The sequence below is a fragment of the Gordonia namibiensis NBRC 108229 genome (genome assembly GCF_000298235.1).
GTDB classification, from domain to species: Bacteria; Actinomycetota; Actinomycetes; order Mycobacteriales; family Mycobacteriaceae; genus Gordonia; species Gordonia namibiensis.
Genome location: NZ_BAHE01000010.1, coordinates 228,932 through 252,719 on the forward strand (window position 1 = coordinate 228,932; position 23,788 = coordinate 252,719).

Annotated in this window: 23 protein-coding genes; 6 read left to right on the forward strand and 17 right to left on the reverse strand. The window is 69.1% G+C overall.

Translation table 11 applies throughout. The features are described 5' to 3' along the window. Positions 1–26: 26 nt before the first annotated feature. Entirely contained in the window at positions 27–1,619 is a 1,593-nt protein-coding gene (gene guaA, locus GONAM_RS06545) for a glutamine-hydrolyzing GMP synthase (protein WP_006865982.1), read from the reverse strand. Positions 1,620–1,668: 49 nt separating this feature from the next. On the opposite strand from guaA, the gene GONAM_RS06550 reads away from it, so the two are divergent. Genes GONAM_RS06550 through GONAM_RS06560 form a run of 3 tightly spaced genes read left to right on the forward strand, consistent with a single transcriptional unit; the run spans position 1,669 to position 3,594 of the window. Next, complete coding sequence (locus GONAM_RS06550) at positions 1,669–2,295, forward strand: biotin transporter BioY (protein WP_040535643.1); 627 nt, start codon at positions 1,669–1,671, stop codon at positions 2,293–2,295. Positions 2,296–2,320: 25 nt separating this feature from the next. Continuing rightward, positions 2,321–2,995, forward strand: a complete 675-nt coding sequence (locus GONAM_RS06555; RefSeq protein ID WP_006865984.1) for an energy-coupling factor ABC transporter ATP-binding protein — start codon at positions 2,321–2,323, stop codon at positions 2,993–2,995. Further along, a complete protein-coding gene (locus tag GONAM_RS06560; RefSeq protein WP_006865985.1) occupies positions 2,992–3,594 on the forward strand; it encodes an energy-coupling factor transporter transmembrane component T family protein in 603 nt (200 codons plus the stop codon). The genes GONAM_RS06555 and GONAM_RS06560 overlap by 4 nt, the downstream gene beginning before the upstream one ends. 58 nt (positions 3,595–3,652) lie before the next feature. On the opposite strand, the gene GONAM_RS06565 is transcribed toward GONAM_RS06560, so the two are convergent. The 3 genes from GONAM_RS06565 to guaB form a co-directional block, all read right to left on the reverse strand. Further along, positions 3,653–5,407 (reverse strand): GMC family oxidoreductase N-terminal domain-containing protein, encoded by a 1,755-nt coding sequence (locus GONAM_RS06565; RefSeq protein ID WP_006865986.1) that lies wholly within the window; start codon positions 5,405–5,407, stop codon positions 3,653–3,655. Between the two features lie 143 nt (positions 5,408–5,550). Then, the gene (locus GONAM_RS06570; RefSeq protein WP_006865987.1) at positions 5,551–6,705 is read right to left on the reverse strand and encodes a GuaB3 family IMP dehydrogenase-related protein; all 1,155 of its coding nucleotides are present in this window, start codon (positions 6,703–6,705) and stop codon (positions 5,551–5,553) included. An 83-nt stretch (positions 6,706–6,788) separates the two neighbouring features. After that, positions 6,789–8,300, reverse strand: coding sequence for an IMP dehydrogenase (gene guaB, locus GONAM_RS06575; RefSeq protein ID WP_006865988.1), 1,512 nt, complete (start codon positions 8,298–8,300; stop codon positions 6,789–6,791). A 169-nt stretch (positions 8,301–8,469) separates the two neighbouring features. Between guaB and GONAM_RS06580 the strand changes: the two genes are divergently transcribed. Beyond that, a complete protein-coding gene (locus GONAM_RS06580; protein WP_005195870.1) occupies positions 8,470–8,859 on the forward strand; it encodes a DUF5319 domain-containing protein in 390 nt (129 codons plus the stop codon). A gap of 92 nt (positions 8,860–8,951) precedes the next feature. Here GONAM_RS06580 and GONAM_RS06585 read toward each other — a convergent pair whose 3' ends face one another. From GONAM_RS06585 to GONAM_RS06595, 3 genes are all read right to left on the reverse strand, one after another. Continuing rightward, a complete protein-coding gene (locus GONAM_RS06585; RefSeq protein ID WP_006865990.1) occupies positions 8,952–10,013 on the reverse strand; it encodes an anti-sigma-D factor RsdA in 1,062 nt (353 codons plus the stop codon). After that, positions 9,997–10,584, reverse strand: coding sequence for a sigma-70 family RNA polymerase sigma factor (locus tag GONAM_RS06590; protein WP_040535584.1), 588 nt, complete (start codon positions 10,582–10,584; stop codon positions 9,997–9,999). The genes GONAM_RS06585 and GONAM_RS06590 overlap by 17 nt, the downstream gene beginning before the upstream one ends. A 120-nt stretch (positions 10,585–10,704) precedes the next feature. Further along, positions 10,705–11,565 carry a hypothetical protein gene (locus GONAM_RS06595; RefSeq protein WP_006865992.1) on the reverse strand — a complete coding sequence of 287 codons (861 nt, stop codon included), beginning with the start codon at positions 11,563–11,565 and terminating at the stop codon, positions 10,705–10,707. A 417-nt stretch (positions 11,566–11,982) separates the two neighbouring features. On the opposite strand from GONAM_RS06595, the gene GONAM_RS06600 reads away from it, so the two are divergent. Beyond that, positions 11,983–12,279, forward strand: a complete 297-nt coding sequence (locus tag GONAM_RS06600) for a WhiB family transcriptional regulator (RefSeq protein ID WP_006865993.1) — start codon at positions 11,983–11,985, stop codon at positions 12,277–12,279. Positions 12,280–12,417: 138 nt separating this feature from the next. Here the strand turns inward: GONAM_RS06600 and groL are convergent, their stop codons facing one another. From groL to alr, 8 genes are all read right to left on the reverse strand, one after another. Then, a complete protein-coding gene (gene groL, locus GONAM_RS06605; protein WP_006865994.1) occupies positions 12,418–14,034 on the reverse strand; it encodes a chaperonin GroEL in 1,617 nt (538 codons plus the stop codon). Between the two features lie 121 nt (positions 14,035–14,155). Then, complete coding sequence (gene groES / locus GONAM_RS06610; protein ID WP_004019185.1) at positions 14,156–14,455, reverse strand: co-chaperone GroES; 300 nt, start codon at positions 14,453–14,455, stop codon at positions 14,156–14,158. A gap of 212 nt (positions 14,456–14,667) precedes the next feature. Beyond that, complete coding sequence (gene tsaD, locus GONAM_RS06615) at positions 14,668–15,714, reverse strand: tRNA (adenosine(37)-N6)-threonylcarbamoyltransferase complex transferase subunit TsaD (protein ID WP_006865995.1); 1,047 nt, start codon at positions 15,712–15,714, stop codon at positions 14,668–14,670. Further along, on the reverse strand, positions 15,711–16,220 hold the full coding sequence (rimI, locus tag GONAM_RS06620; protein WP_006865996.1) for a ribosomal protein S18-alanine N-acetyltransferase: 510 nt from the start codon (positions 16,218–16,220) through the stop codon (positions 15,711–15,713). Before rimI ends, tsaD begins: the two co-directional genes overlap by 4 nt. Continuing rightward, on the reverse strand, positions 16,217–16,954 hold the full coding sequence (tsaB, locus tag GONAM_RS06625; protein ID WP_006865997.1) for a tRNA (adenosine(37)-N6)-threonylcarbamoyltransferase complex dimerization subunit type 1 TsaB: 738 nt from the start codon (positions 16,952–16,954) through the stop codon (positions 16,217–16,219). The genes rimI and tsaB overlap by 4 nt, the downstream gene beginning before the upstream one ends. Next, positions 16,951–17,469, reverse strand: coding sequence for a tRNA (adenosine(37)-N6)-threonylcarbamoyltransferase complex ATPase subunit type 1 TsaE (tsaE, locus tag GONAM_RS06630; protein ID WP_051992505.1), 519 nt, complete (start codon positions 17,467–17,469; stop codon positions 16,951–16,953). Before tsaE ends, tsaB begins: the two co-directional genes overlap by 4 nt. A gap of 41 nt (positions 17,470–17,510) precedes the next feature. Continuing rightward, the gene (locus GONAM_RS06635) at positions 17,511–18,653 is read right to left on the reverse strand and encodes an alpha/beta fold hydrolase (protein ID WP_006865999.1); all 1,143 of its coding nucleotides are present in this window, start codon (positions 18,651–18,653) and stop codon (positions 17,511–17,513) included. Then, positions 18,650–19,807: an alanine racemase gene (gene alr / locus GONAM_RS06640; protein WP_006866000.1), complete on the reverse strand. Its 1,158-nt coding sequence runs from the start codon at positions 19,805–19,807 to the stop codon at positions 18,650–18,652. Before alr ends, GONAM_RS06635 begins: the two co-directional genes overlap by 4 nt. A 168-nt stretch (positions 19,808–19,975) precedes the next feature. Here alr and GONAM_RS06645 point away from each other — a divergent pair, with 168 nt between their 5' ends. Further along, on the forward strand, positions 19,976–20,440 hold the full coding sequence (locus tag GONAM_RS06645) for a hypothetical protein (RefSeq protein ID WP_006866001.1): 465 nt from the start codon (positions 19,976–19,978) through the stop codon (positions 20,438–20,440). On the opposite strand, the gene GONAM_RS06650 is transcribed toward GONAM_RS06645, so the two are convergent. Then, the gene (locus GONAM_RS06650; RefSeq protein WP_006866002.1) at positions 20,397–21,854 is read right to left on the reverse strand and encodes a bifunctional ADP-dependent NAD(P)H-hydrate dehydratase/NAD(P)H-hydrate epimerase; all 1,458 of its coding nucleotides are present in this window, start codon (positions 21,852–21,854) and stop codon (positions 20,397–20,399) included. The two genes, GONAM_RS06645 and GONAM_RS06650, sit on opposite strands and share 44 nt — an antisense overlap. Positions 21,855–21,864: 10 nt before the next feature. After that, positions 21,865–23,727: a glutamine--fructose-6-phosphate transaminase (isomerizing) gene (gene glmS / locus GONAM_RS06655; RefSeq protein ID WP_006866003.1), complete on the reverse strand. Its 1,863-nt coding sequence runs from the start codon at positions 23,725–23,727 to the stop codon at positions 21,865–21,867. Positions 23,728–23,788 lie beyond the last annotated feature (61 nt).

The following is a 23,788-nucleotide window of genomic DNA, read 5'->3' on the forward strand; positions in this document are numbered from 1 at the left end:
GTCCACGCCGGCCTGATCGTGTTCGGTCATTCCCACTCGATGGTGCCCGGCGGCTTGCTCGTCACGTCGAGGACGACGCGGTTGACGTCGGGGACCTCGTTGGTGATGCGCGTCGAGATGACCTCGAGGACCTCGTAGGGCACGCGGGTCCAGTCGGCGGTCATCGCGTCCTCGCTCGAGACGGGACGCAGCACGATCGGGTGTCCGTAGGTGCGGCCGTCGCCCTGGACGCCGACGCTTCGGACGTCGGCGAGAAGCACCACCGGGCACTGCCAGATCTGGGCGTCGAGACCGGCGGCGGTCAGCTCCTCACGGGCGATGAGATCGGCCTTGCGCAGCATCTCCAGACGATCGGCGGTCACCTCGCCGACGATGCGGATCGCGAGACCCGGGCCCGGGAACGGCTGGCGTGCGACGATCTCCTCGGGCAACCCGAGTTCACGGCCGACGGCGCGGACCTCGTCCTTGAACAGCAGGCGCAGGGGCTCGACGAGGCTGAACTCGAGGTCGTCGGGCAGGCCGCCGACATTGTGGTGGCTCTTGATGTTCGCGGTGCCGCTGCCGCCACCGGATTCCACGACATCGGGGTACAGGGTCCCCTGGACCAGGAAGTCGACCTTCTCCCCTGCCTCGGCCTCCTCGCCGAGGACCTCGCTCACCGCGCCCTCGAAGGAGCGGATGAACTCGCGGCCGATGATCTTGCGCTTGGTCTCCGGGTCGCTCACACCGGACAGTTCCTTCAAGAACTTGTCGGCGGCGTCGACGGTGACCAGCTTGGCGCCGGTCGCACCGACGAAGTCGTGCTGGACCTGCTCGCGCTCACCGGCGCGGAGCAGTCCGTGGTCGACGAAGACACAGGTGAGGCGATCGCCGATGGCGCGCTGCACCAGCGCGGCGGCCACCGCGGAGTCGACGCCGCCGGACAGACCGCAGATCGCCCGGCCGTCGCCGATCTGATCGGCGACCGCATCGATGAGGGCGTCGGCGATGTTCGCCGCGGTCCAGGTGGCCTCCAGCCCGGCGACCTCGTAGAGGAAGCGGGTGAGGATCTGCTGGCCGTGCGGGGTGTGCAGCACCTCGGGGTGGTACTGGACGCCGGCCATACGGCGCTTGAGGTTCTCGAACGACGCGACAGGGGCGCCCGGCGTCGAACCGGTGACGGTGAAGCCCTCCGGGGCCTGCTGCACCGCGTCGTTGTGGCTCATCCACACCGGCTGGGTGTCGGAGAGGCCCTGGTGCAGAATGCCCTCGCCGTTCACCGTCAGGGTGGTGCGGCCGAACTCGCGACCACCGGTGTTGGCGACCTCGCCACCCAGCTTCGCGGCCATCGCCTGGAAGCCGTAGCAGATGCCGAAGACCGGGACGTCCAGGTCGAACACGGCGGGATCGAGTTCGGGGGCGTCCTCGGCGTACACCGACGCCGGTCCGCCCGAGAGGATGATCGCGACCGGGTTCTTCTCCTGGATCTTCGCCAGCGGCGCGTCGTGGGAGATCACCTCGGAGTAGATCCGGGCCTCACGCACTCTTCGTGCGATCAGCTGCGCGTACTGCGCTCCGAAGTCGACGACGAGAACGGGCCGCGGGCCCTCGAGGAAATCCTCAGCAGAAGAGTCTGTCACCCGGTCGAGTCTAGTGGTCGACCACGACGTGAAATACTTCGACACCGACATGACTGCATCTCCCCGCACCTCCGCATGGTCGCTGAGCATCGGCGATCTCACCCAGGCCGCCGTTTTCGCCGCGTTGATCGCCGCGCTCGGCCTGCCCGGGACCATCAACATCGGCACCAGCGGCGTGCCGATCACGTTCCAGACCCTGGGTGTGATCCTGGCGGGAGCCGTCCTGGGGCCCAAGAAGGGCACCCTCGCGGTCGTCATCTTCATGGTGCTGGCCATCGCCGGACTCCCGATCCTGTCGGGCGGACGCAGCGGCCTGACCGCGCTGGCCTCCCCGACCGCCGGCTACTTCGTCGGCTTCCTGCCCGCGGTCATCGTGATCGGCGTGCTCACCGCGGCGATGATGTCCGTCGGCGACAAGCCCCGCTACCGCGTTCTCTGGGGCATCGGGATCAACGCACTGGGTGGGATGTTCGTCCTCTACCTGTTCGGGGTGATCGGACTGGTCCTGCGCACGGACCTGACGGTGTGGGCGGCGATCACGTCGAACGGCCCGTTCATCATCGGCGACGTTCTCAAGGTCGTCGTCGGCGCACTGGTCGCCGCGCAGATCCACCGCGGCCGACCCGGCCTGATCGAGCCGCTCCGACTGTCCCGGCGCACCGTCGCCGGCAGCTGAGCCGCTCCGCGATCGCCCCGCTTCGATGATCGAGTTCACGAACGTCTCGCACGCCTACGACGACCGGGTCGTGCTGCGCGATGTCTCGTTGGACCTCACCGAGAACCGCATCGGCATCGTCGGGGCCAACGGCAGCGGGAAGTCGACGCTGGCGCGGATGATCAACGCGCTCGTCGTGCCCGCGTCGGGCACGGTGACCGTCGACGGTCTCGACGTGTCCCGCAACAAACGTGAGGTCCGACGCCGCGTCGGGTTCATCTTCTCCGACCCCGACCGGCAGATCATCATGCCGACCGTCATCGAGGACATCGAACTGTCGTTGCGGCGCACCGACCTCGACAAGAAGCAGCGCGCGGCCCGGGCCCTCGGGGTGCTCGACCGGTTCGGACTGGGCGAGCACGCCGACCATCCCGCGCAACGCCTGTCCGGCGGGCAGAAGCAACTTCTCGCGCTGGCGTCGATCTTCGTGACCGACCCCGCGATCATCGTCGCCGACGAGCCGACCACACTCCTCGACCTCCGCAACACCCGCATGCTCACCGATGTCTTCGCGACGCTCGACGAGCAACTCATCGTCGTCAGTCACGATCTCGACATCCTCGACGGCTTCGACCGCGTCATCGTCATCGACGACGGCCGGGTGGTCGCCGACGACGAACCCTCGCCCGCTCTCGCCTACTACCGGACACTGATGTCGTGAACGTCCTCGGCGTCTACCGTCCCGGGAACACCCTGCTGCACCGGCTCCCGCCGGGAGTCAAATTCGTCGCGATGGCCGTGGCGATCCTGGTGATGTCGCTGACCGTGCGGACGCTGCCCGCACTGGGGATCGCGGCGCTCGCGGTCGCGGTGACCTTCGCACTGGCCGGCATCGGTCCCCGGGAGGCCGCCAAGCAGCTGCGGCCCCTGCTCTGGATGTTGTTGTTCATCTTCGTTTTCCAGGTCATCTTCACCGACTGGCGTCGGGCCGTGGTGGTCTGCGGACTGCTGGCGTTGTCGGTCGCGCTCGCCACGGTCGTCACGCTGACGACCCGCACCACCGACATGCTCGACGCGATCGTCCGCGGCCTGAGCCCGCTGCGTCACGTCGGCGTCCGCACCGACCTCATCGCCATCGCGTTGGCGCTGACCATCCGCGCGATCCCACTGATGGTCGAGGTGGTGCGCGAGGTCGACGAGGCGCGCAAGGCCCGCGGGCTCCGCCCCGGACCTCGCATCCTCGTCGCTCCGGTGGTACTGGCCGCGTTGCGCACCGCCGACGGATTCGCCGACACGCTCACCGCTCGCGGCCTCGACTAACCCCCGCGATCCGTAGAGAAAATGCGCGCTATAGCCGCATATCTTCTACGAAATCCCGTCAGGCGGGCCGGGTGACCGGCGTGATCGGCAAGCGCAGCGCGCCGGGAGCGTCTGCCGGGACGACAGGCGACGTCGGCACCGTGGGATCGATGCGCCGGTAGCTCTCCCCCTGCGGCGGCCGGCGGTCGTCCTCACCCTTGTTCGGCCACAGTGCGATCGCACGCTCGGCCTGGGCGCAGATGGTCAGCGACGGGTTCACACCGAGGTTGGCCGAGATCGATGCACCGTCGGTGACGTGCAGCGTCGGGTAGTTCCACACGCGCTGGTAGGGGTCGATGACGCCGGTCGTCGGGTCATCGGAGATGGCACACCCACCGAGGTAGTGGGCGGTGAGCGGCATGTTCAAGATGTCGCCCCACGTGCCGCCGGCGATCCCGCTGTTCATCTTGGCGGCGATCCGGCGGGTTGCCTCGTTGCCCTTGGGGATCCACGTCGGGTTCGGCTCGCCGTGCCCCTGCTTGCTGGTGACGTAGCGCAGCGGACCCCGCTTGCGCACGAAGGTCGTCAGCGAGTTGTTGTTGTTCTGCATGACGAGAGCGATCACCGTGCGCTCGCTCCACTGCTTCACGACGAGCAGCCGAACCAGGAGGAACGGGTTCTTCGCGACCTGCTTGAGGAACTGACCGAACCGGTTGCGACGCGTGCCACCGTCGGTGAGCAACGTCTGCAGATACGCGATCGCGTTGGAGCCCTTGCCGTATCGCACCGGCTCGATGTGGGTGTTCGGCTCCGGGTAGAACGACGAGGTGATCGCGACGCCGCGTGAGTAGTCGTTCTCCGGATCGATCCGCGACCCCATCGCACCCAAGATCGACTCCGAGTTCGTGCGCGTCAACCGTCCCATCGCATCCGAGATCTGCGGCAGCGTGGTCAGTTTCGCGTGATGCATCAGGCGTTGGGTGTTGAATGTCCCCGCGGCGAGGATCACCTGGCCGGCGGTGAAGGTGCGCCTGCGACGTCCCAGCGGTCCCCACGACGACGAGTGGTGCGTCCCGACCTCCCACGAACCGTCGGCCCGCTGGACCAGCGAATCGACCGTCGTGCGGTCGATGATGTTGGCGCCGTTGCGTTCTGCGAGTCCCAGGTAGTTCTTCATCAGCGTGTTCTTGGCGCCGACACGGCAGCCGGTCATGCAGGCGCCGCACTCGGTGCAGGCGGTGCGATCGGGTCCGGCGCCGCCGAAATACGGGTCGGGCACCGTCTCGCCGGGCGCTCCGTCGAAGCCGGTCTTCGCGCCGAAGAACACGCCGACGGGCGTGGGGGTCACGGTGTGGCCGACGCCCATTTCCTCCGCCACCTCGGCGACGATCCGGTCCGAAGAGGTGATGGTGGGGTTCTTGACCACGCCCAGCATGCGCCGCGCCTGGTCGTAATACGGCGTGAGCTCGTCCTCCCAGTCGGTGATGTGGTTCCACTGGGGGTCGGTGAAGAACGGCGTCGGCGGCTTGTACAGCGTGTTCGCGTAGTTCAGTGAACCGCCGCCCACTCCCGCACCGGCCAGGATCATCACGTCCTTCAGCGCGTGGATGCGCTGGATCCCGTACAGTCCCAGCTTCGGCGCCCACAGCCAGCGGTTGAGACGCCAGCTGGTCTTCGCGAACTCGTCGTCGGAGAAGCGGCGACCCGCCTCGATGACGCCGACGCGGTAGCCCTTCTCCACCAGGCGCAGCGCGCTCACGCTGCCGCCGAAACCAGAGCCGACGATGAGGACGTCGAACTCAGGAGAGCTGTCGGATCGCTTCTTCACACCCATGGAGACCATGCTAATGGTCGTTGTCACATGGGATGACCCAGGTCACCCTAACCCTTCGATACGCGTCCTCCGCAAGCTCCGGACGCTACTCAGGGAGCGAGTGTGCCGATCCTCCGCAAGCTCAGGACGCTACTCAGGGAGCGTCAAGCGTGGACGGACAACCCCACCCGCTGGAACTCCTTGAGGTCGCAGTACCCGGCCTTGGCCATCGCGCGACGCAGGGCGCCGACGAGGTTGAGCTCGCCGAACGGGTCGTCGGACGGACCGTTGAGGACACGCTCGAGGCTCGGACGGTCGGCGTTGCCGGCGACCTGCAGGAGCGCACCGCGCGGGGTGTCGGGGTGGGCAGCAGCCGACGGCCAGTACCAACCACCGCCGGGAGCCGATGCCGAGGCGGCGAGCGGCGTACCGAGCACGGCGGCGTCGGCACCGCAGGCGATGGCCTTGACCAGATCGCCCGAGTTGTGGATGTCGCCGTCGGCGATCACGTGGACGTAGCGTCCGCCGGTCTCGTCGAGGTAGTCGCGGCGGGCGGCGGCCGCATCGGCGATGGCGGTGGCCATCGGCACGCCGATGCCCAGCACCTCACCGGTGGTGGTCGCACCCGCGGCCGAGCCGTACCCGACGATCACGCCGGCCGCACCGGTACGCATCAGGTGCAGCGCGGTGCGGTGGTCGTGCACGCCGCCGGCGATCACCGGGATGTCGAGTTCGGCGATGAAGGTCTTGAGGTTCAGCGGCTCGCGAGCACCCTCGCCGTCGACCTGGGCGACGTGTTCGGCGGAGATGATCGTGCCGTGCACGACGAGCAGCTCGACACCGGCCTTGAGCAGTGCCGGGGTCAGCTCGGGTGCATGCTGCGGGCTGACGCGGACCGCGGTGGTGACACCGGCGTCGCGCACCTGCGCCACGGCTTCGGCGAGCAGACCGCTGTCGAGGGGTGCGGCGTGCAGCTTCTGCAGATGACGCACCGCGGCATAGGGATCGGGATCACCGGCGGCGATGGCGGCCAGCTCCTCGAGTTTGGCGTCGACGTCGCGATGCCGGGCCCACAGCCCCTCGCCGTTGATGACGCCGAGCGCACCGAGCTTGCCGAGCTCGATGGCCACCGACGGCGACACCAGCGCGTCGGTCGGGTGGCTCAGGATCGGCGACTCGAACCGGTAGGCATCGATCTGCCACGCGGTGGAGACGTCCTTGGAGGAACGGGTCCGACGGGACGGGACGATGCTGATGTCGTCCAGTTCGTAGGTCCGTCGGGCCGTCCGGCCCATGCCGATTTCGACGAGGTCACGCACCAGTGCGCCTTTCTGGGGAGTTCAGCTGCACATCGACCCTACGGTGTCCCCGGCCCGAACGGACCGGGGACACCAGGGGGATGTCAGCGGGAATAGTAGTTGGGTGCCTCGGTCGTCAGGGTGATGTCGTGCGGATGCGACTCCTTGAGTCCGGCCGCAGTGATCTGGACGAACCGCGCCGTCTGCAGATCGGTGATCGACGACGACCCCGTGTAACCCATCGCGGCGCGCAGGCCACCGACCAGCTGGTGGATCACCTGGGACAGCGGCCCGCGGAACGGCACCCGACCCTCGATGCCCTCGGGGACCAGCTTCTCCTCCTTGAGGACGTCGTCCTGGAAGTAGCGGTCCTTGGAGTACGACTTGGCCTGACCGCGTCCCTGCATCGCACCGAGCGAACCCATGCCGCGGTAGCTCTTGAACTGCTTGCCGTTGACGAGCACGAGCTCACCGGGCGCCTCGGCGGTGCCGGCGAGCAGCGAACCGAGCATTGCGGTCGAAGCACCGGCCGCGAGGGCCTTGGCGATGTCGCCCGAGTACTGCAGACCGCCGTCGGCGATGACCGGGACGTCGGCCTTCTGACAGACGGCGACGGCCTCGAGGATCGCGGTGATCTGCGGTGCGCCGACACCTGCCACGACGCGGGTGGTGCAGATGGAGCCCGGTCCGACGCCGACCTTCACCGCATCGGCACCGGCGTCGATGAGGGCCTGTGCGGCCTCACGGGTGGCGACGTTGCCGCCGACCACGTCGACGCGGTCGCCGACCTCGGCCTTGAGCTTCGCGACCATGTCGAGCACGAGACGGTTGTGGGCGTGGGCGGTGTCGACGATGATCACGTCGACGCCGGCATCGGTCAGCGCCATCGCGCGGTCCCACTGGGGTCCGCCGGTTCCCACGGCCGCGCCGACGAGCAGGCGACCGTCGGAGTCCTTGGTGGCGTTCGGGTGCTGTTCGGTCTTGACGAAGTCCTTGACGGTGATCAGACCGGTGAGGCGGCCGTTTCCGTCGACGATCGGCAGCTTCTCGATCTTGTTGCGACGCAGCAGCCCGAGGGCGGCCTCGGCGGAGACACCCTCCTGCGCGGTGATGAGCGGCGCCTTGGTCATGACCTCGGCGACCGGTCGGTTCTGGTCGACCTCGAAGCGCATGTCGCGGTTGGTGATGATGCCGATCAGCTCGCCCTTGTCGTCGACGACGGGCAGGCCGGAGATGCGGTACCGCGCGCACATCGCGTCGACCTCGGCGAGGGTGTGGGTCGGCGAGCAGGTGACCGGATCGGTCACCATGCCGGCCTCGGACCGCTTGACGGTCTCCACCTGGGCCGCCTGCGCCTCGATGGAGAGGTTGCGGTGCAGCACGCCCATACCGCCGGCGCGCGCCATCGCGATGGCCATGCGAGACTCGGTGACGGTGTCCATCGCCGAGCTCACCAGCGGCACGCGCAGGGTGACGTTCTTGGTCACCCGCGAGGAGGTGTCGACCTCACTCGGGATCACATCCGAGGCCGAGGGCAGCAACAGGACGTCGTCGAAGGTCAGGCCGAGCATTGCGACCTTGCCGGGATCGTCTCCACCGGTGCGAACATGCGTCATCGGTCCATCGTATCGACTCGCCCGATGCGGCGATCGTCACACGTGCACTCCGGTACCGATGACCGTATCCGGGGCCCGTGTTGCCACCTCCGCCACGCCCGCCGTATATCGCCTGAATACCTTCGAACGCCTGCGGCGTGACAGCCCGGGAATCCGCTACGGTGGTGGTGTGCGTGACCACCTCCCACCCGGCCTCCCGCCGGATCCGTTCGCCGACGACCCGAGCGACCCCGCTTCCGCATTGGACAGCGTCGAGCCCGGTATCCCGTTGGACGAGAACGAGCGGCTGGCGGTCGAAGAGGACCTCGCCGACCTCGCCGTCTACGAGGCACTGCTCGCCCATCGCGGCGTCCGGGGCCTCGTCGTCGTCTGCGACGACTGCCACGAGGACCACTACCACGACTGGGACATGCTCCGCGCGAACCTGATCCAGCTCCTCATCGACGGCACCGTCCGGCCGCACGAGCCGGCCGTCGACCCGCGCCCCGACGCCTACGTCACCTGGGACTACTGCCGCGGCTACGCCGACGCCCGCAACCACTACGACGAAGGCCGCTGACCCGGGACGATCTCGAACCACCACTCCCTCTCATACGACTGCGCCCGTACCGATCTCGGTACGGGCGCCGTCGTCTGTGGAGTTGAGGCGGGCTATCGAGGGTGCCCCTCCGACGCATCGACGCCGGGCGGCGGTGTCCACGGGAAGGCCGGGAAGTCGGCCGGGGTCCGCGTCATCGACGAGCTCGTCGACGGCACCTCCTCGGTCGGCTCGCTGGGCGGGCTCGACGGCACGGTCGGCTCGCTCTGACCGGGCTCCTCGACCGGGGCGGGCACCTCGGTCGTGGGCGCGGTGGTCACGGAGATGTCAGAGGGCGACGGCCGTTCGGACCGCTTACGCACGTCCGGCTTGGTGGTCGGCTCACCCGACTCGGTCACCGCGGGCTCCGACCGGTCGGCCGACGACGTCGCCTGCCTGGTGGACGGCAGACCGGCACCGGCACGGAGTCGGTTCATCCAGTCCGACATCTCCTGGCGGGTGTCCTTGTCACGCATCGGCCCCATGCTGTTCTGGGCCTTGGCGATGAAGCTCGCGGCCGCGGCGGTGTCGCCGGCGGCGATGGCGGCCTCGGCGCGCTCGAGGTTGCCGCGCACATCGTAGGCCGCCTTGGTCTCGGAAGCGGCCTCGGCGAACACGACCTGCTTGACGCCCCACAGCGGGTCGCCCGGCTGCGAGCCCTCGGACATGACGGTCAGGCCGGCTGCCGCGACGATGACGATCGCGGCCGCGCCGGACACGACGCGGAGGTGGCGCACCATTCGACGGCCACGACTCGCGCGTTCGGTGCTCTCGATTGCCCGCTCGACGTCGTCGACGGAGACCAGCTCCGGCACCGGGGTCGACACGACCTCGTTGCGCCAGCCCGAGAGAAGTTCTGCGAGTTCGTATTCGGTGTCGTCGCGCGTGGGGACGGGGACGTCGTGGGCGAGCGCCTCGAGGAAGTTCTCGTCGAAGCCGACCTCGGAGAGGTCCAGCGACTCCCCGCCGGCCACGCCCATTTCGCGCTCGAGGTCGCCGTCGGCGGACGCGGGACCACCGGCGGACGGGCCGCTCGGACCCGGTCCCCGACCGTCGGCCGGCGGCTGACCGGGACGGCTGAGCTGCTCACGCCCGTGGACGGAGCGACGATGGCGCCAGTCAGATCCTCCGCTCATCGTGACCTCCTGTCCGTTTCAACTCGTCCTTCAACTTCGCCAACGCCCGGTGCTGGGCGACACGAACCGCACCTGCGGTGCTTCCGATCATCTGGGCCGTCTCCTCGGCTGACATGCCGACGACCAGCCGGAGCACCAGCACCTCGCGCTGTTTCTCCGGAAGTATGTCGAGTAGGGCGCGCATCCGCCTGCTGCCGTCGGCGTCGAGGGCGAACTGCTCCGGTCCGCCGGTGACGTGACCGACCTCGGGCACGTCCTCCACCGGATCGGACTTGACCCGGGCGGCGACCCGCATGGCGTCGGCGACCTTGTGCGAGGTGATGCCGTAGACGAAGGCCATGAACGGCTTGCCCTGGTCCCGATAACGGGGCAGCGCGGTCATCACCGCCATCAAAGCCTCCTGCGCGATGTCATCTGCGGAGAACAGATGGCGTTCTCCGGTTCCGATTCGCCCTCGGCAATAGCGCAGGATCGGTTCCTGCACGCTCTCGAGGACTGACGTGAGAGCTGAACGATCGCCCTGGCCTGCGGCCCGGACGGCGTCGTCCAACTCACCACCTGTCAGCTTCATCGCGCGTAGGAATCCCCGTGTTACAGATCGGTTGACCGTTTGTGAGCCGGTCCTGTTACGGGCCCCGACACCCCTGAACGTCACGTCAACGCCGAGGCAGACCCTCAAACACCTTAGCCATCAACCCTCGGGCCTCAGTGCCATGCCCTTACCGACCAGCGTGGCGCGAAGGTCCCGATACCTCTCCTCCTCCGAGGCCGACGCCGCACCGATACCGGTCAGGAGGCTCAGTCCCGCCCACTCCAGGGGCAGCAGACCACGTTCACCTGCGTCGACGACGACATCGCGGGCCTGGGTGGCCGACACCCCGATCTCCCCCACACCGGCGAGTGCCGCCGCATGGATGAGAGAGGTCTTGACGCGGTGCCGCGCGGGCACGCCCGAGGTGGCAGACAGATGCCGGACGAGCGCAGTGCCCGCCTCCGCGTGGGACAGCCCCGCCGCACTGTTTCCGGAATAGAGGCCGAGTTCGGCACTGACCCACTCCCAGCGCAGCCGGCACCGCCCGAGTGTGAGCCAGTCCACACGCTCCGCCGAGGCCCAGCCCTCTGGGGACAACAGCTTCCGGGCCCGGTCCAGCAATCTCCCCGATGCTCCGAAACGGAGGAGACCGAGGTTGTCCGCTGCCAGTCCGATGAGGGCGTCGGCCCGTGCCGCCCGTACCGGGTCGGCGGCTGCCACGGTGCCCGGGGCCGAATCGACCATCGCGACGGCTGCGAACGCGTGGCCGTCGACCCCCTGCGCGAGGTCGTGGCGTCCGCCCTGCCTGAGTAGAGAGGCCGTCGTGCTGCGGCACAGTGACAGCAGTGCCGCCGCATCCGGGTCGCGCGGCATCGACCCGTGCGCGGACCTCACGTCCACACCCAATCGCGCCAGATCGGTGAGCGCCGAGGCGTACTCACCGCGGCCCCCCGCCTCGACGGCAGCCTCCCAACGCAGTTCAGAGGCCCTGTCGAGGCCCTGTGAAGTGGTCTTGATCACTACATCTCTTTTGGTTTGCATGAATTTAACGAACGATTCCCAACGTTAATCCTGAGACCAGATCACCGGCGGATGAGAAGAAGATTTCCTTGGTGTTAACCGTTGACATGGTCGTCGTTTGCCGATCAACGCACACGCGCCCTCCCGAGGAATGACAAACTATCGGATAGTTGCAGGTCATCGACCATTCGTTTCGTCCATCCAGACGGCATGTAAACCCCCGGGGAGCACTGTGCTAGCACCTTCCGTCCATCTAACGCGCCGTTAACATTTCCGAGACTTTCACCCTGCGGATGGCCGATTTCGACGGTATTGACGCCATTTCTCAGGCCCGCTTAATGTGAGCCACAGCGTTGCAGGAAATCGACGTTTCTCCACCGCGCACCACGGTGCGGCCCTAGACAAGGAGCAGCTGCCATGCCTCAGCCCAACCATCTCCCCGGCCCCAACGCAGACATCTGGGACTGGCAGATGTCCGGCCTCTGCCGCGGCGTCGACTCTGCGATGTTCTTCCATCCTGACGGTGAACGCGGCCGTGCGCGCGCCCAGCGCGAGCGTCGCGCCAAGGAGATGTGCCACCAGTGTCCCGTCATCGCCCAGTGCCGCGAGCATGCTCTCGCCGTGGCCGAGCCCTACGGGATCTGGGGCGGGCTCTCGGAGTCCGAGCGCAGCATGCTGATGAAGCGCGGTGTCGGCCGCCGCCTGGCGAGCTGAACAGTCCGTAGCCGCCGGCGGAAAGGGACCCGCCGGCGTCAGGGCCACCGCGGCACCACCGCGAACAACACAGGAGCCGGGCATCCGCAGAGGATGCCCGGCTCCTGTGTTGTGTACTACCGGAGCGACGCGCTCGGATCAGTGGGCGTGACCGTGTCCGGCGTGGCCGGCCGGCTCCTCCGCGGGCTGATCGGTGATCGCGGTCTCGGTGGTGAGCACCATGCGGGCGACCGAGGCGGCGTTGACAACCGCGGAACGGGTCACCTTCACCGGGTCGATGATGCCCTCGCCGACGAGGTCACCGAAGGTGAGGCTCGCGGCGTTGAAGCCCTCGTTCTTGCCGAGGTCGGCGACCTTGGACACCACCACGGCACCGTCGAGACCCGCGTTGGAGGCGATCCAGTACAGCGGGGCCTTGGCGGCGTCCCGGACCACGCGGACGCCCAGCGCCTCGTCGTCGGTCAGCGAGTCGGCGAGCTCATCGAGCACCTTCGACGCCTGGACGATGGCCGAACCGCCGCCGGGGATGATGCCTTCCTCGACCGCGGCCTTGGCTGCGGCGACGGCGTCCTCGACGCGGTGCTTGCGCTCCTTGAGCGAGGTCTCGGTGGCCGCACCGACGCGGATGACGGCGACGCCGCCGGCCAGCTTGGCCAGACGCTCGGCGAGCTTCTCCTTGTCCCAGTCGGAATCCGACGCCTCGATCTCGCGACGCAGCTGCGCGGCGCGACCGGCGATGGCCTCCTTGGTGCCCGCACCCTCGACGATCGTGGTGGCGTCCTTGGTGACGACGACACGACGCGCCGAACCAAGGACCTCCAGGCCCACGGTCGACAGGGTGAGGCCCACGTCCGAGGTGACCACGGTGCCGCCGGTGACGACCGCGAGGTCCTCCATGAACGCCTTGCGACGGTCACCGAAGAACGGCGACTTCACCGCGACTGCGCGGATGGTCTTGCGGATGGAGTTGACCACGAGGGTCGACAGCGGCTCGCCCTCGACGTCCTCGGCGACGATCAGCAGCGACTTGCCCGCCTCGACGACCTTCTCCAGCAGCGGCAGGAACTCCGGCAGCGAGCTGATCTTGTCGCGGTACAGCAGCACGAGCGCGTCCTCGAGGACCGCTTCCTGGCTGTCGACGTCGGTGACGAAGTACGGCGAGAGGAAGCCCTTGTCGAACTGCACGCCCTCGGTGATGTCGAGTTCGGTCTGCAGGCCCGAGCCCTCTTCGACGGTGACGACGCCGTCGGCGCCGACCACGCTCATCGCCTTGCCGACCATCTCGCCGATCTCCTCGTCCCGCGAGGAGACGGTGGCGATCTGGGCGATGGACTGCTCGCCGTCGACCGGGGTCGCGGCGGCCAGCAGGGCCTCGCTCAGTGCGTCGGCGGCCTTGCTGATGCCCTGACCGAGTGCGATCGGGTTGGCACCGGCGGCGACGTTGCGCAGACCGGCCTTGACCATCGCCTGCGCGAGAACGGTTGCGGTGGTGGTGCCGTCGCCTGCGACGTCGTTGGTCTTGGTCGCGACCGACTTCACCAGCTGGGCACCGAGGTTCTCGAAGGGATCCTCGAGGTCGATGTCCCGGGCGATGGTGACGCCGTCGTTGGTGACGCTCGGTCCGCCGAAGGCCTTGGCGAGCACCACGTGCCGGCCGCGCGGGCCGAGGGTGACCTTCACGGTGTCGGCGAGCTGATCGATGCCTCGCTCGAGCGCCTTGCGCGCTACTTCGTTGAATTCAATCTGCTTGGCCATGAATCTCTTTCTTCGCGGGAGTCGTCCGGCACAACGCACACCGCCCCGGTACCCCTGCACGGGGAGCCGGGGCGGTGCGTCGAGTCACGAGACGACTCGCGGGGTCTGTGTGGCCCGAGTCCTACTTGCCGATGACGGCGAGGACGTCGCGCGCCGACAGGATCAGGTACTCCTCACCGGCGTACTTGATCTCGGTGCCGCCGTACTTGCTGTAGATGACGGTGTCACCTTCCTTGACGTCCACGGGGACGCGGTTGCCCTGCTCGGTGACCCGACCCTCGCCGACGGCGATGACGGTGCCTTCCTGCGGCTTCTCCTTGGCGGAGTCCGGGATGACCAGGCCCGAGGCGGTGGTCGTCTCGGCCTCGACGGCCTGCACCAGGATCTTGTCCTCAAGCGGCTTGATGTTCACGCTCGCCACGATGTGAGTCCTCAACTTTCGTACTGAGAAAGAATCTGCACGTTCATGGCCCTGGGACAAAACCTCGTCGTCGCGGGTGTCCGAGGCTTCACTCAGCGCCGACTAGCACTCTATACGTGCGAGTGCCAGCACTCAAGGGTGGAGGGTGCAAAATGCCGGAGTTTCGCTCGCCGCGATCACAGCTCAGGGGCGCCGGGACCACCGGAGACGGCTCAGAGCTGACTGACCCGCACCGACATCGCCGGGTCGGAGGCCACCGTGAGCGGCGACGGCGCCGCCCCTCCGGCGATCACGTGGGCACCCAGGGTGGCGATCATGACCCCGTTGTCGGTGCAGAGTCGCGGCTTGGGCACACGCAGCGTGATACCGGCGGCCGCGCAGCGTTCCTCCGCGAGCGACCGGATCCGCGAGTTGGCGGTGGCCCCGCCGCCGAGGACGAGGGTGTCGACCCCCAGATCGCCGCACGCACGGACCGCCTTCATGGTGAGCACGTCGGCGACGGCCTCCTGGAACGACGCCGCGACATCGGCCACCGGAACCGCCGCCCCGTCGCGCTCACACTTCTCCACGTACCGCGCGACCGCCGTCTTGAGACCGCTGAAGGAGAAGTCGTTGCGGGCGTCGCGCGGGCCGGTCATCCCGCGGGGGAACGCGATGGCCTTCGGGTCACCGTCGCGGGCGGCACGGTCGAGGGCCGGCCCACCGGGGAAGCCGAGGTCGAGGAGCCGGGCGACCTTGTCGAAGGCCTCCCCCGCCGCATCGTCGACGGTGGTGCCGAGTTCGACGATCGGCTCGGCGAGATCGGTCACGTGCAGCAGATGGGTGTGTCCGCCTGACACGAGCAGCGCGACGCACTCGGGCATCGGACCGTGCTCGAGGGTGTCCACCGCGACGTGGCCACCGAGATGGTTCATCGCGTACAGCGGCACGTCCCAGGCGAGTGCATAGGCCTTGGCCGCGGCGACGCCGACGAGCAGCGCACCGGCGAGCCCGGGTCCGATGGTGACGGCGATGGCATCGGGCCGGTCGATGCCGGCGGCCTCACGGGCGCGGCGCATCGTCGGCACGATGGCCTCGAGGTGTGCGCGCGAGGCGATCTCGGGGACGACACCGCCGAAGCGCGCGTGCTCGTCGACGCTCGAGGCGACCTCGTCGGCGAGCAAGGTCGCGTAGCCGGGGGTGTCACCGTCGGCCGGCGTCCAGCGCACGATCCCGACTCCGGTCTCGTCGCAGGAACTCTCGATGCCCATGACGATCACGCCGGGCCCTCCTCGGGATCGAGCGGCCGCCCCGAACTCGGGACCCGCAACATCGTGTAGGCATCCGCGCCGGACGGCTGATAGTAGTTCCGGCGGATCCCGGCGGTGCTGAAGCCGTGCCGGGAGTACAGGGTGATCGCGACGTCGTTGTCGGTGCGGACCTCGAGGAAGACCGGTGCGTCGACGGCGTCGGCCACCGTCAGCATCGCGTCGAGCAGGGCCTTTCCGATCCCCCGACCGCGATGGGCGGGATCGACGGCGATCGTGTGGATCTCGCACTCGTAGGCGTCGGGCTGACCGAGCGTGGAGATCCCGGCGTAACCGATGACCTCCCCACCCGCGCGTTCCCGCGCCGCGAAGTAGGTGTTGTAGGGCGCGTTCAGTTCGGCCCGGAACGCCGAGGCCGGCCACGGCGAGTCCTCGGCGAACATCTGCTTCTCCAGCGCCGCGCACCGCGGGATGTCGCCGTAGGTCAGTGCGTCGATGATCAGTTCCGGTGCCGTCACCGCGCGGCTCCCAGTTTCCGGGCCTTCTGCTCGACCGCGTCGGGGCGTCGGAGGTACAGCGGCACAAGGGGTTCGGGAATCTCGCCGGCGATGATCGCGGGGGCGGCCGCCGCGACGAGTCCGCGCGCCGATGGCACGGTGGCCTGGGGCGGCGCTCCCGTCCAGCCGACCAGTTCCAGATGTGACGCCGAACCCGACGCCGCGCCGACCTCGCCGGCGGTGAAGACCGGGGACAACTCGTCGGCGACCGCCGCCGGGGCGGTGACCTCGGGGCCGCGCACCCGCGCACCGTCGCGGTACAGCGCCCAGTACACCTCTCGGCGCCGGGCGTCGGTGACGACGAGGACGTCGGGACGGCCGGCGGGCGGGGTCGTGTCGAGGGCGAGCGCATCCAGCGAACACACGCCGTACGCAGGGAGGCCGAGCGCGTCGGCGAAGGCCGCACCGGTGGCCATACCCACGCGCAGGCCGGTGAACGGCCCGGGACCGCATCCGACGACCACCGCGGCCAGCGCATCGCGGGAGATCCCGGACTCGGCAAGGCATTCCGCGATCAGGGTGGTGAGCAGTTCCGCATGTCGGCGATGGTCGGTGACGACGCGCTCGGCGAGCGCCCTCACGTCGGCGACCGTCTCCCCGGTCAGTTGGACGATCCCGGTGACCACCGAGTCGGTCGCGCTGTCGATCGCGAGCACCGTCCGCGCCGCGTCGAGATCTCCTCCGCCGGAACTCATTCCTCGGTCACCCACTCCCATTCCACATGTCGCACATCGGTGTCCACGTCGCGGCGCAAGCGCACCACGAGATAGCGCTGGGCCAGCCGCTCGGCAACACCCTCACCCCATTCGACCACGACGACCGCATCGGTCAGCTCGGTGTCGAGATCCAGGGCGTCGAGTTCGTCGAGACCGCCGCGTGCCAGGCCGCCTTCCCCGTCGTCACCGGCCAGCCCGAGCCGGTAGGCGTCGACGTGGACCATCGCCGGGCCGCCGGGACGGCCCGGCCGGTGCTCACGCGCGATGATGAAGGTCGGCGACGTGACGCGGCCCTCGATCCCCAGACCTGCGCCGATCCCGCGCGCCAGAGCGGTCTTGCCCGCGCCGAGCGGGCCGTCGAGGATCACGAGGTCACCCGGGGAGAGCACGGTCGCGAGTTCGGCGCCGAAAGCCTCGGTGTCGGCGACCTCCGGCAACTCGCGGGTCCCGGTGCGGTCGGTGACCGGCGTCGGGTGCGTACGGTCTGCGTGCATACGGTCGGTCTGCGTTTCGTCTGGGTGAGATCCCTCGGGGCTCATGCCTTCGCCCGCCTCTTCCACCAGCGCCGACGAGGAGCCGGCAGGGCGACCCGGGCGCGGTCCACCAGATCGACGATCGCGTCGCTGACCAATCGTGGTTCCTCCATCTGGACCATGTGTCCGGCTCCCTTGACCACCACGAGACGGGAGTCCGGTCCGAGCTGGGCGAACATGCGCACCGAGTTCGGCAGGGGTGTCAGCCGGTCCTTGTCGCCGCAGACCACGGTCGTGGGCACCTGCGCCAGCACCGGCAGAGCCGTCGACTCGTCGTGGATCTCCAAGGCGTGCAGGAAGTTCACGATGGTCTCGATCGGCGTGGACTGGATCATCTTCTCCACGGCGCTACCGAGCGCCGGGCTGAAGAACGCCGGACCGAAGCTGGCCGCGACGAGCACCGGTTCGAGGGCCTGACGGGTCAAACCGCGGCCCGCCTGGACCAGGCGCGGTGCTCGGCGAACACTCAGCCGGAAGGCGTCGACCACCGGATTGCCAAGGCCCTCACCGAGTCCCGCTTCGGTCAGTCCCCGAGAGGCGGTCGCGACGAGACCGACCCCGGCAACCGGCCCGGTGGACGAGAACAGCGCCGGGTGCCGGCGCGCCAGACCCATCACCGTCATGCCGCCCATCGAATGACCCACGACCACAACGGGCCCGCTGGTCACCGTCGAGCGGATGACCGCCGCGGCATCGTCGGCGAGCTGCGCGATGGTACAGGTCTCCACCGGCGCGGGATCGCTCTCGCCATGGCCGCGGTGGTCGTAGAAGACGAAGCGGTAGTTGCGGTCTGCCCACTCCTCGCCAAGCTGCTCACACTGGAAGTGCCAGCTCGCGAGCCGCAGGCTGAACCCGTGCACGAAGACGATGGTGAGCTCGGGCGGAGTGCCGTTCGGGACGTCACCGAGGTCGATGGTCCGGACCGCGAGATCGAGGCCGTCGTCGGTGGTCACGGTTCGCGCGTTCTCGTCGTACATCGTGGTGAGATCGATGTCGGCGTGCGGATCGGTCTTGCCGACCACGCTCTTGCGCGCGAGGTTGCGCGCCGCACCGATCGCCGCCATGCCGCCCAGTGCGGCGACACCGGCCACCCCGGCCAGCAGCCCGACGCGTTCGGAATCGTCCACCACACTCACCCCGCTCACTCGTCGGCCACCGCCTCATCGCGGGCCGCGCCCGCGTGCAGGTAGCGCCGAACCACACGGTTGCCGACCTGGGAGACGATCTCGTAGTCGATGGTGCCGATGGCGTCGGCCCAATCCTTGGCCGTGATGCCGCCGCGGGCACCGGTGCCGAAGAGTTCGACCTCGTCGCCTTCCCGCACCCCGGCCCCGTCGGGTCCGAGGTCGATGACGAACTGGTCCATGCAGATTCGGCCGATACCGTCGAACAGGCGGTCGCCGATGCGGACCCGGATACGACCCGACAGCAGTCGCGGCACTCCGTCGGCGTAGCCGGCGGGGACGACCGCGACGACGGTGTCGCGCGGTGCGATCCAGGTGTGGCTGTAGGAGACGCCGGTGCCGGCGGCGACCTTCTTGACCAGGGCGACCCGTGCCGTCAGCGTCATGGCCGGGATGAGTCCGAAGTCGCCGAGTTCGGGGACCGGCGTACGGCCGTAGAGTGCGATCCCGGGCCGAACCATGTCGCGCGCCAGGTCCGGACGGGTCAGTGCCGCAGGCGAGTTCGCCATGTGCATGATCTCGGGTGCGGCGCCGAGGCGGGCCAGGTCGGCGGCCGCGGCGTCGAGTCGGGCGGCCTGTTCGCTGTTAAGCGGGTGGTCTGGTTCGTCGCCGCGGGCGAGGTGGCACATCACCGCGCGGACGGTGACCGCGCCCTCGGCGTGCGCCTTCGCGATCTTCTCGGCGAAGTCGTCCCATTCGTCGGTGGCGACCCCGCTGCGGTTGAGGCCGGTGTCGACCTTGGCCGTGACGCGCGCGGTGACTCCGGCGGCCCGGGCGGCGGCGACCACCGCGTCGAGCTGCCTGGCCGAGGACAGGGCGATGTCGATGTGGTCGGCGACCGCGCCCTCGAAGTCCGCACCCGGGGCGTGCAGCCATGCGGTGATCGGGGCGTCGACACCGGCGGCGCGCAGTGCGCGGGCCTCGGCGATGTGGGCGACGCCCAGCTCGGCGGCCCCCGCGGCCAGCACGGCCTTGGCGACCGGTACGGCGCCGTGGCCGTACGCGTCGGCCTTCACGACCGCCATCACGGCAGCATTCGAGGCGGTACGCAAGACGTCGAGGTTGTGCGCGATGGCGCCGAGGTCGACGGTCGCGGTCAGGGCAGCAGAAGTCATCGCCGACCATTCTCCCAGATCGTCACCACCGATTTGTGCGCGGCGACCCGCAGAGCGCCGTGACCAGCGGCTTCACCAACCCGTTTATGAGTAATCACACCGATGTGGCAGCGGCGGGGACACGGTTGGCTGGACGACACGTGCTGCTCACCTCCCCAGAAAGCGATCATGTACGCCACCATGAACCCCGTGCCCGGTCATCCCAGCCCCGGTTTCCCCGATCCCCGGTTTCCCGATGACTTCGTCCCCGTGGATCCGGTCGTGTACGGCCCCGCCCGTACCGCCATCCCGGCCGGGCGGACCCCTGGCCTGCGCGAATCGGTCATCGCCTGGGTGTCGAACGGCTTGGCCTGGGTCTCCCTGTTCGCGTGCGGGGTCCTGTTCTTCGTCGCGATCCTCGAGGCGCTGGGCGAGAACGACGCAGACGGATGGGTGGTCGCGGCGATCGTCATGTATGTGGTGGGTGTGGTGGCGACCATCGGCGCGGCGGTCGGCCTGATCGCATCGTTCGTGAGACGTCTCGGCGCCGACGAACTGCACCGGCCGGGACCGATCGCGGATCTGGTGATGCTCACGGTCGTCACGCTGATCAGCGCGGCGGGGTGTGCGTCTCCGTTGCTGTTCTTCCTGTAGCGAACTCCCTGATCGCCGGGCGCAGCGCCGCGAGCAGCGCGGACGCACCGATCGGGGCTCCTCGGCTCGCCAGCAGAGCGGCGTGGGCGTGGACGCGGGCCGCCCAGGCCCCCGCCTCCTGCGGCGACCGGCCGACGGCGAGCAGCGAGCCGGCGATCCCGGCCAGCACGTCACCGGCACCGGCGGTCGCGGCCCACGACGACCCGGCGTCGTTGCCGACGACCCTCCCCGACGGATCGGCGACCAGCGTGATCCGGCCCTTCAGAAGGACCGTGACACCCCATCGGGCGGCGAGGTCGGCGACCGCGGACACCCGATCGGCGCCCACCTCGGCCCCGGTCAACCGCGCGAACTCGCCGGCATGCGGGGTCAGGAGTGTCGGTGCCGCGCGACCTGCGACCAGCCCCGGTTCATTCGACACGATGGTGAGCGCGTCGGCGTCGACGAGCACCGGCAGATCGGAGTCGAGGACGGTACGCAGCAGCGCCGTCGCGGCGGCGTCGGTGCCCATACCCGGACCCACCACCCAGGCCTGGACCCGGCCGGCGTCGGCGAGGTCCGGCGCGGCGACCACCTCGGGGAAGTGCGACACCACCTCGGCGTGCGCCGAACCGACGTATCGCGTCATACCCGAGGTCGCGGTGACTGCGGCCCCGGCGGCCAGGATGGCCGCGCCCGGGTAGCGATGTGAGCCGGCGATGACCCCGACCACGCCCTGGGTGTACTTGTCGTCCGCGGGACCCGGTACGGGCCAGTCGATCTCAGCGTCGGAGTACGAGATGAGTTGCCGCGCATCGGGTTGGAGTGGATCGCCGACACCGATGTCGACGACGACCACCCGGCCGCACCGCGGTGCCGCCAGGAGATGCGCGCGGCGCGGGAAGCCGAAGGTCACTGTGACATCGGCACGGACCGACGGGTCGTGCACCTCGCCGGTGTCTGCTTCGATGCCGGACGGAAGATCGACTGCGACGACGACGGTTTCGGGATCGAGGCCGGCGAAGACCGTCGCGGCCGCGGGGCGCAGCGGCCCCCTGCCGCCGATGCCCACGACCCCGTCGATGACCGCGTCGAGCCCGCCGGGCAAAGCGTCGTCGACCCGACCGCCGGCCGCCCGGAACGCCCGCAGTCCGGCGGGGTGTGCCTTCTCGGGGGCGAGCAGCACTGCATGCGCGGCGACTCCGCGACGGGCCAGTTCGGCGGCGGCGAAGAGCGCGTCGCCACCGTTGTCGCCGGCGCCGACGACGACACCCACCGACCGGCCGTAGCAGCCGCCGGCCCGGTTCAGTTCCGCTGCGACGGCCTGCGCGACGCCGTGCGCGGCGCGGCGCATCAGCGTCCCGCTGGCGAGCAGATCTCCCGACGCCCGCTCGGCGTCGCGGACCTCGTCGGCGGTCAGGTACCGGGTCGGCATGGGTGCCGGTCTACTCGACGGTCACCGACTTGGCCAGGTTGCGCGGCTTGTCGACGTCGTAGCCGCGGGCCTGGGCGACGCTGGCGGCGAACACCTGCAGCGGCACCGTGGAGACCAGCGGCTGCAGGAGCGTCGGCGTCTTCGGGATCGGGATGAACTCGTCGGCGACCGCGCGCGCGGCGGCGTCGTCGGCTTCGGCGATGACGATGGTGCGCGCACCGCGGGCCTGGATCTCGCGGATGTTGCTGACCATCTTCGAATGCAGCACCGCGCGACCGTCCGGGGACGGCATCACGGTGATGACCGGCAGGCCGTCCTCGATGAGGGCGATGGGGCCGTGCTTGAGCTCACCGGCCGCGAAGCCCTCGGCGTGCATGTACGCGAGCTCCTTGAGCTTCAGCGCACCTTCGAGCGCCACCGGATAGCCGACATGGCGGCCGATGAACAGCACGGTGTTGTGGTGGGACAGCGACCGGGCGAGGTCGCGGACCGGCTCCATGGTCCCAAGGACCTCAGCGACCGAATCGGCCATGGCCTCGATGGCGGCGAACTCGCGGGCCACCTCGTCGGCGTACTTCGTGCCGCGGGCCTGCGCGAGCGCCAGCCCGACCAGGTAGGCCGCGACGATCTGCGCGAGGAAGCACTTGGTCGACGCGACGCCGATCTCCGGACCGGCGTGGGTGTAGAGCACGGCGTCGGATTCGCGCGGGATCTGCGCACCGTTGGTGTTGCAGATCGCCAGCACGCGGGCCTTCTGGTCCTTGGCGTGCCGGACGGCTTCGAGCGTGTCGGCGGTCTCGCCCGACTGGGAGATCGCCACGACCAGTGTCGACCGGTCGAGGACGGGGTCGCGGTAGCGGAACTCGCTGGCCAGCTCGATCTCGACGGGCAGACGCGTCCAGTGCTCGATCGCGTACTTCGCCAGCAGGCCGGCGTGGTAGGCCGTGCCACAGGCGACGACGAAGACCTTGTCGACGTCGCGCAGATCGTCGTCGGTCAACCGCTGCTCGTCGAGCACGATGCGCCCGTTCTGCAGATGACCGAGCAGGGTGTCGGCGATCGCGCGCGGCTGCTCGGCGATCTCCTTCAGCATGAAGAAGTCGTAGCCGCCCTTCTCGGCCGCGGCGAGGTCCCAGTCGATGTGGAACGGCTTGCCCGCGCGCTCGTTCCGGTCGAAGTCGGTGATCGTATAGGTGTCGGCGGTGATGACGACCACCTCGTCCTGACCCAGCTCGACGGCTTCGCGCGTGTGCTCGATGAACGCGGTCACGTCGGAACCGACGAACATCTCGCCCTGGCCGACACCCACCACGAGCGGCGTGGACCGGCGGGCGGCGACGATGGTGTCGGGGTGGTCGGCGTGGGTGAACACGAGGGTGAACGCACCCTCGAGTCGCTGCAGTGCCGCATACGCGCTGGAGACGAAGTCACGGGCGGTGGGACCGAAGGCGTAGTACTTGGAGACCAGGTGGACGGCGGTCTCGGTGTCGGTCTCCGACCCGAACTCGACGCCGTCCTCTTCCAGCTCGGCCCGCAGCTCCGCGTAGTTCTCGATGATGCCGTTGTGGACGACCGCGATCTTGCCGTCGTCGCTGGCATGCGGATGCGCGTTGCGGTCGGTCGGCTTGCCGTGCGTGGCCCACCGCGTGTGGCCGATGCCCGTGGTCCCCGACAACGACTCGCGGCCGACGGTCGCGATCTGCTTCTCCAGGTTCTCCATCCGGAGAGCCTTCTTCTGGATCGCGGTGTTACCGGCGCCGTCGAGGATGGCGACGCCCGCCGAGTCGTACCCGCGGTACTCCATCCGTCGCAAAGCCTCGACGACGATGTCCAGGGCATCGCGCCGCCCCACGTATCCGACGATTCCACACATAGCTAGTCAGCGTACCTGCGTGCGGTGAGAACGACGCGCCCGCGCGGTGGGAACGACGCGC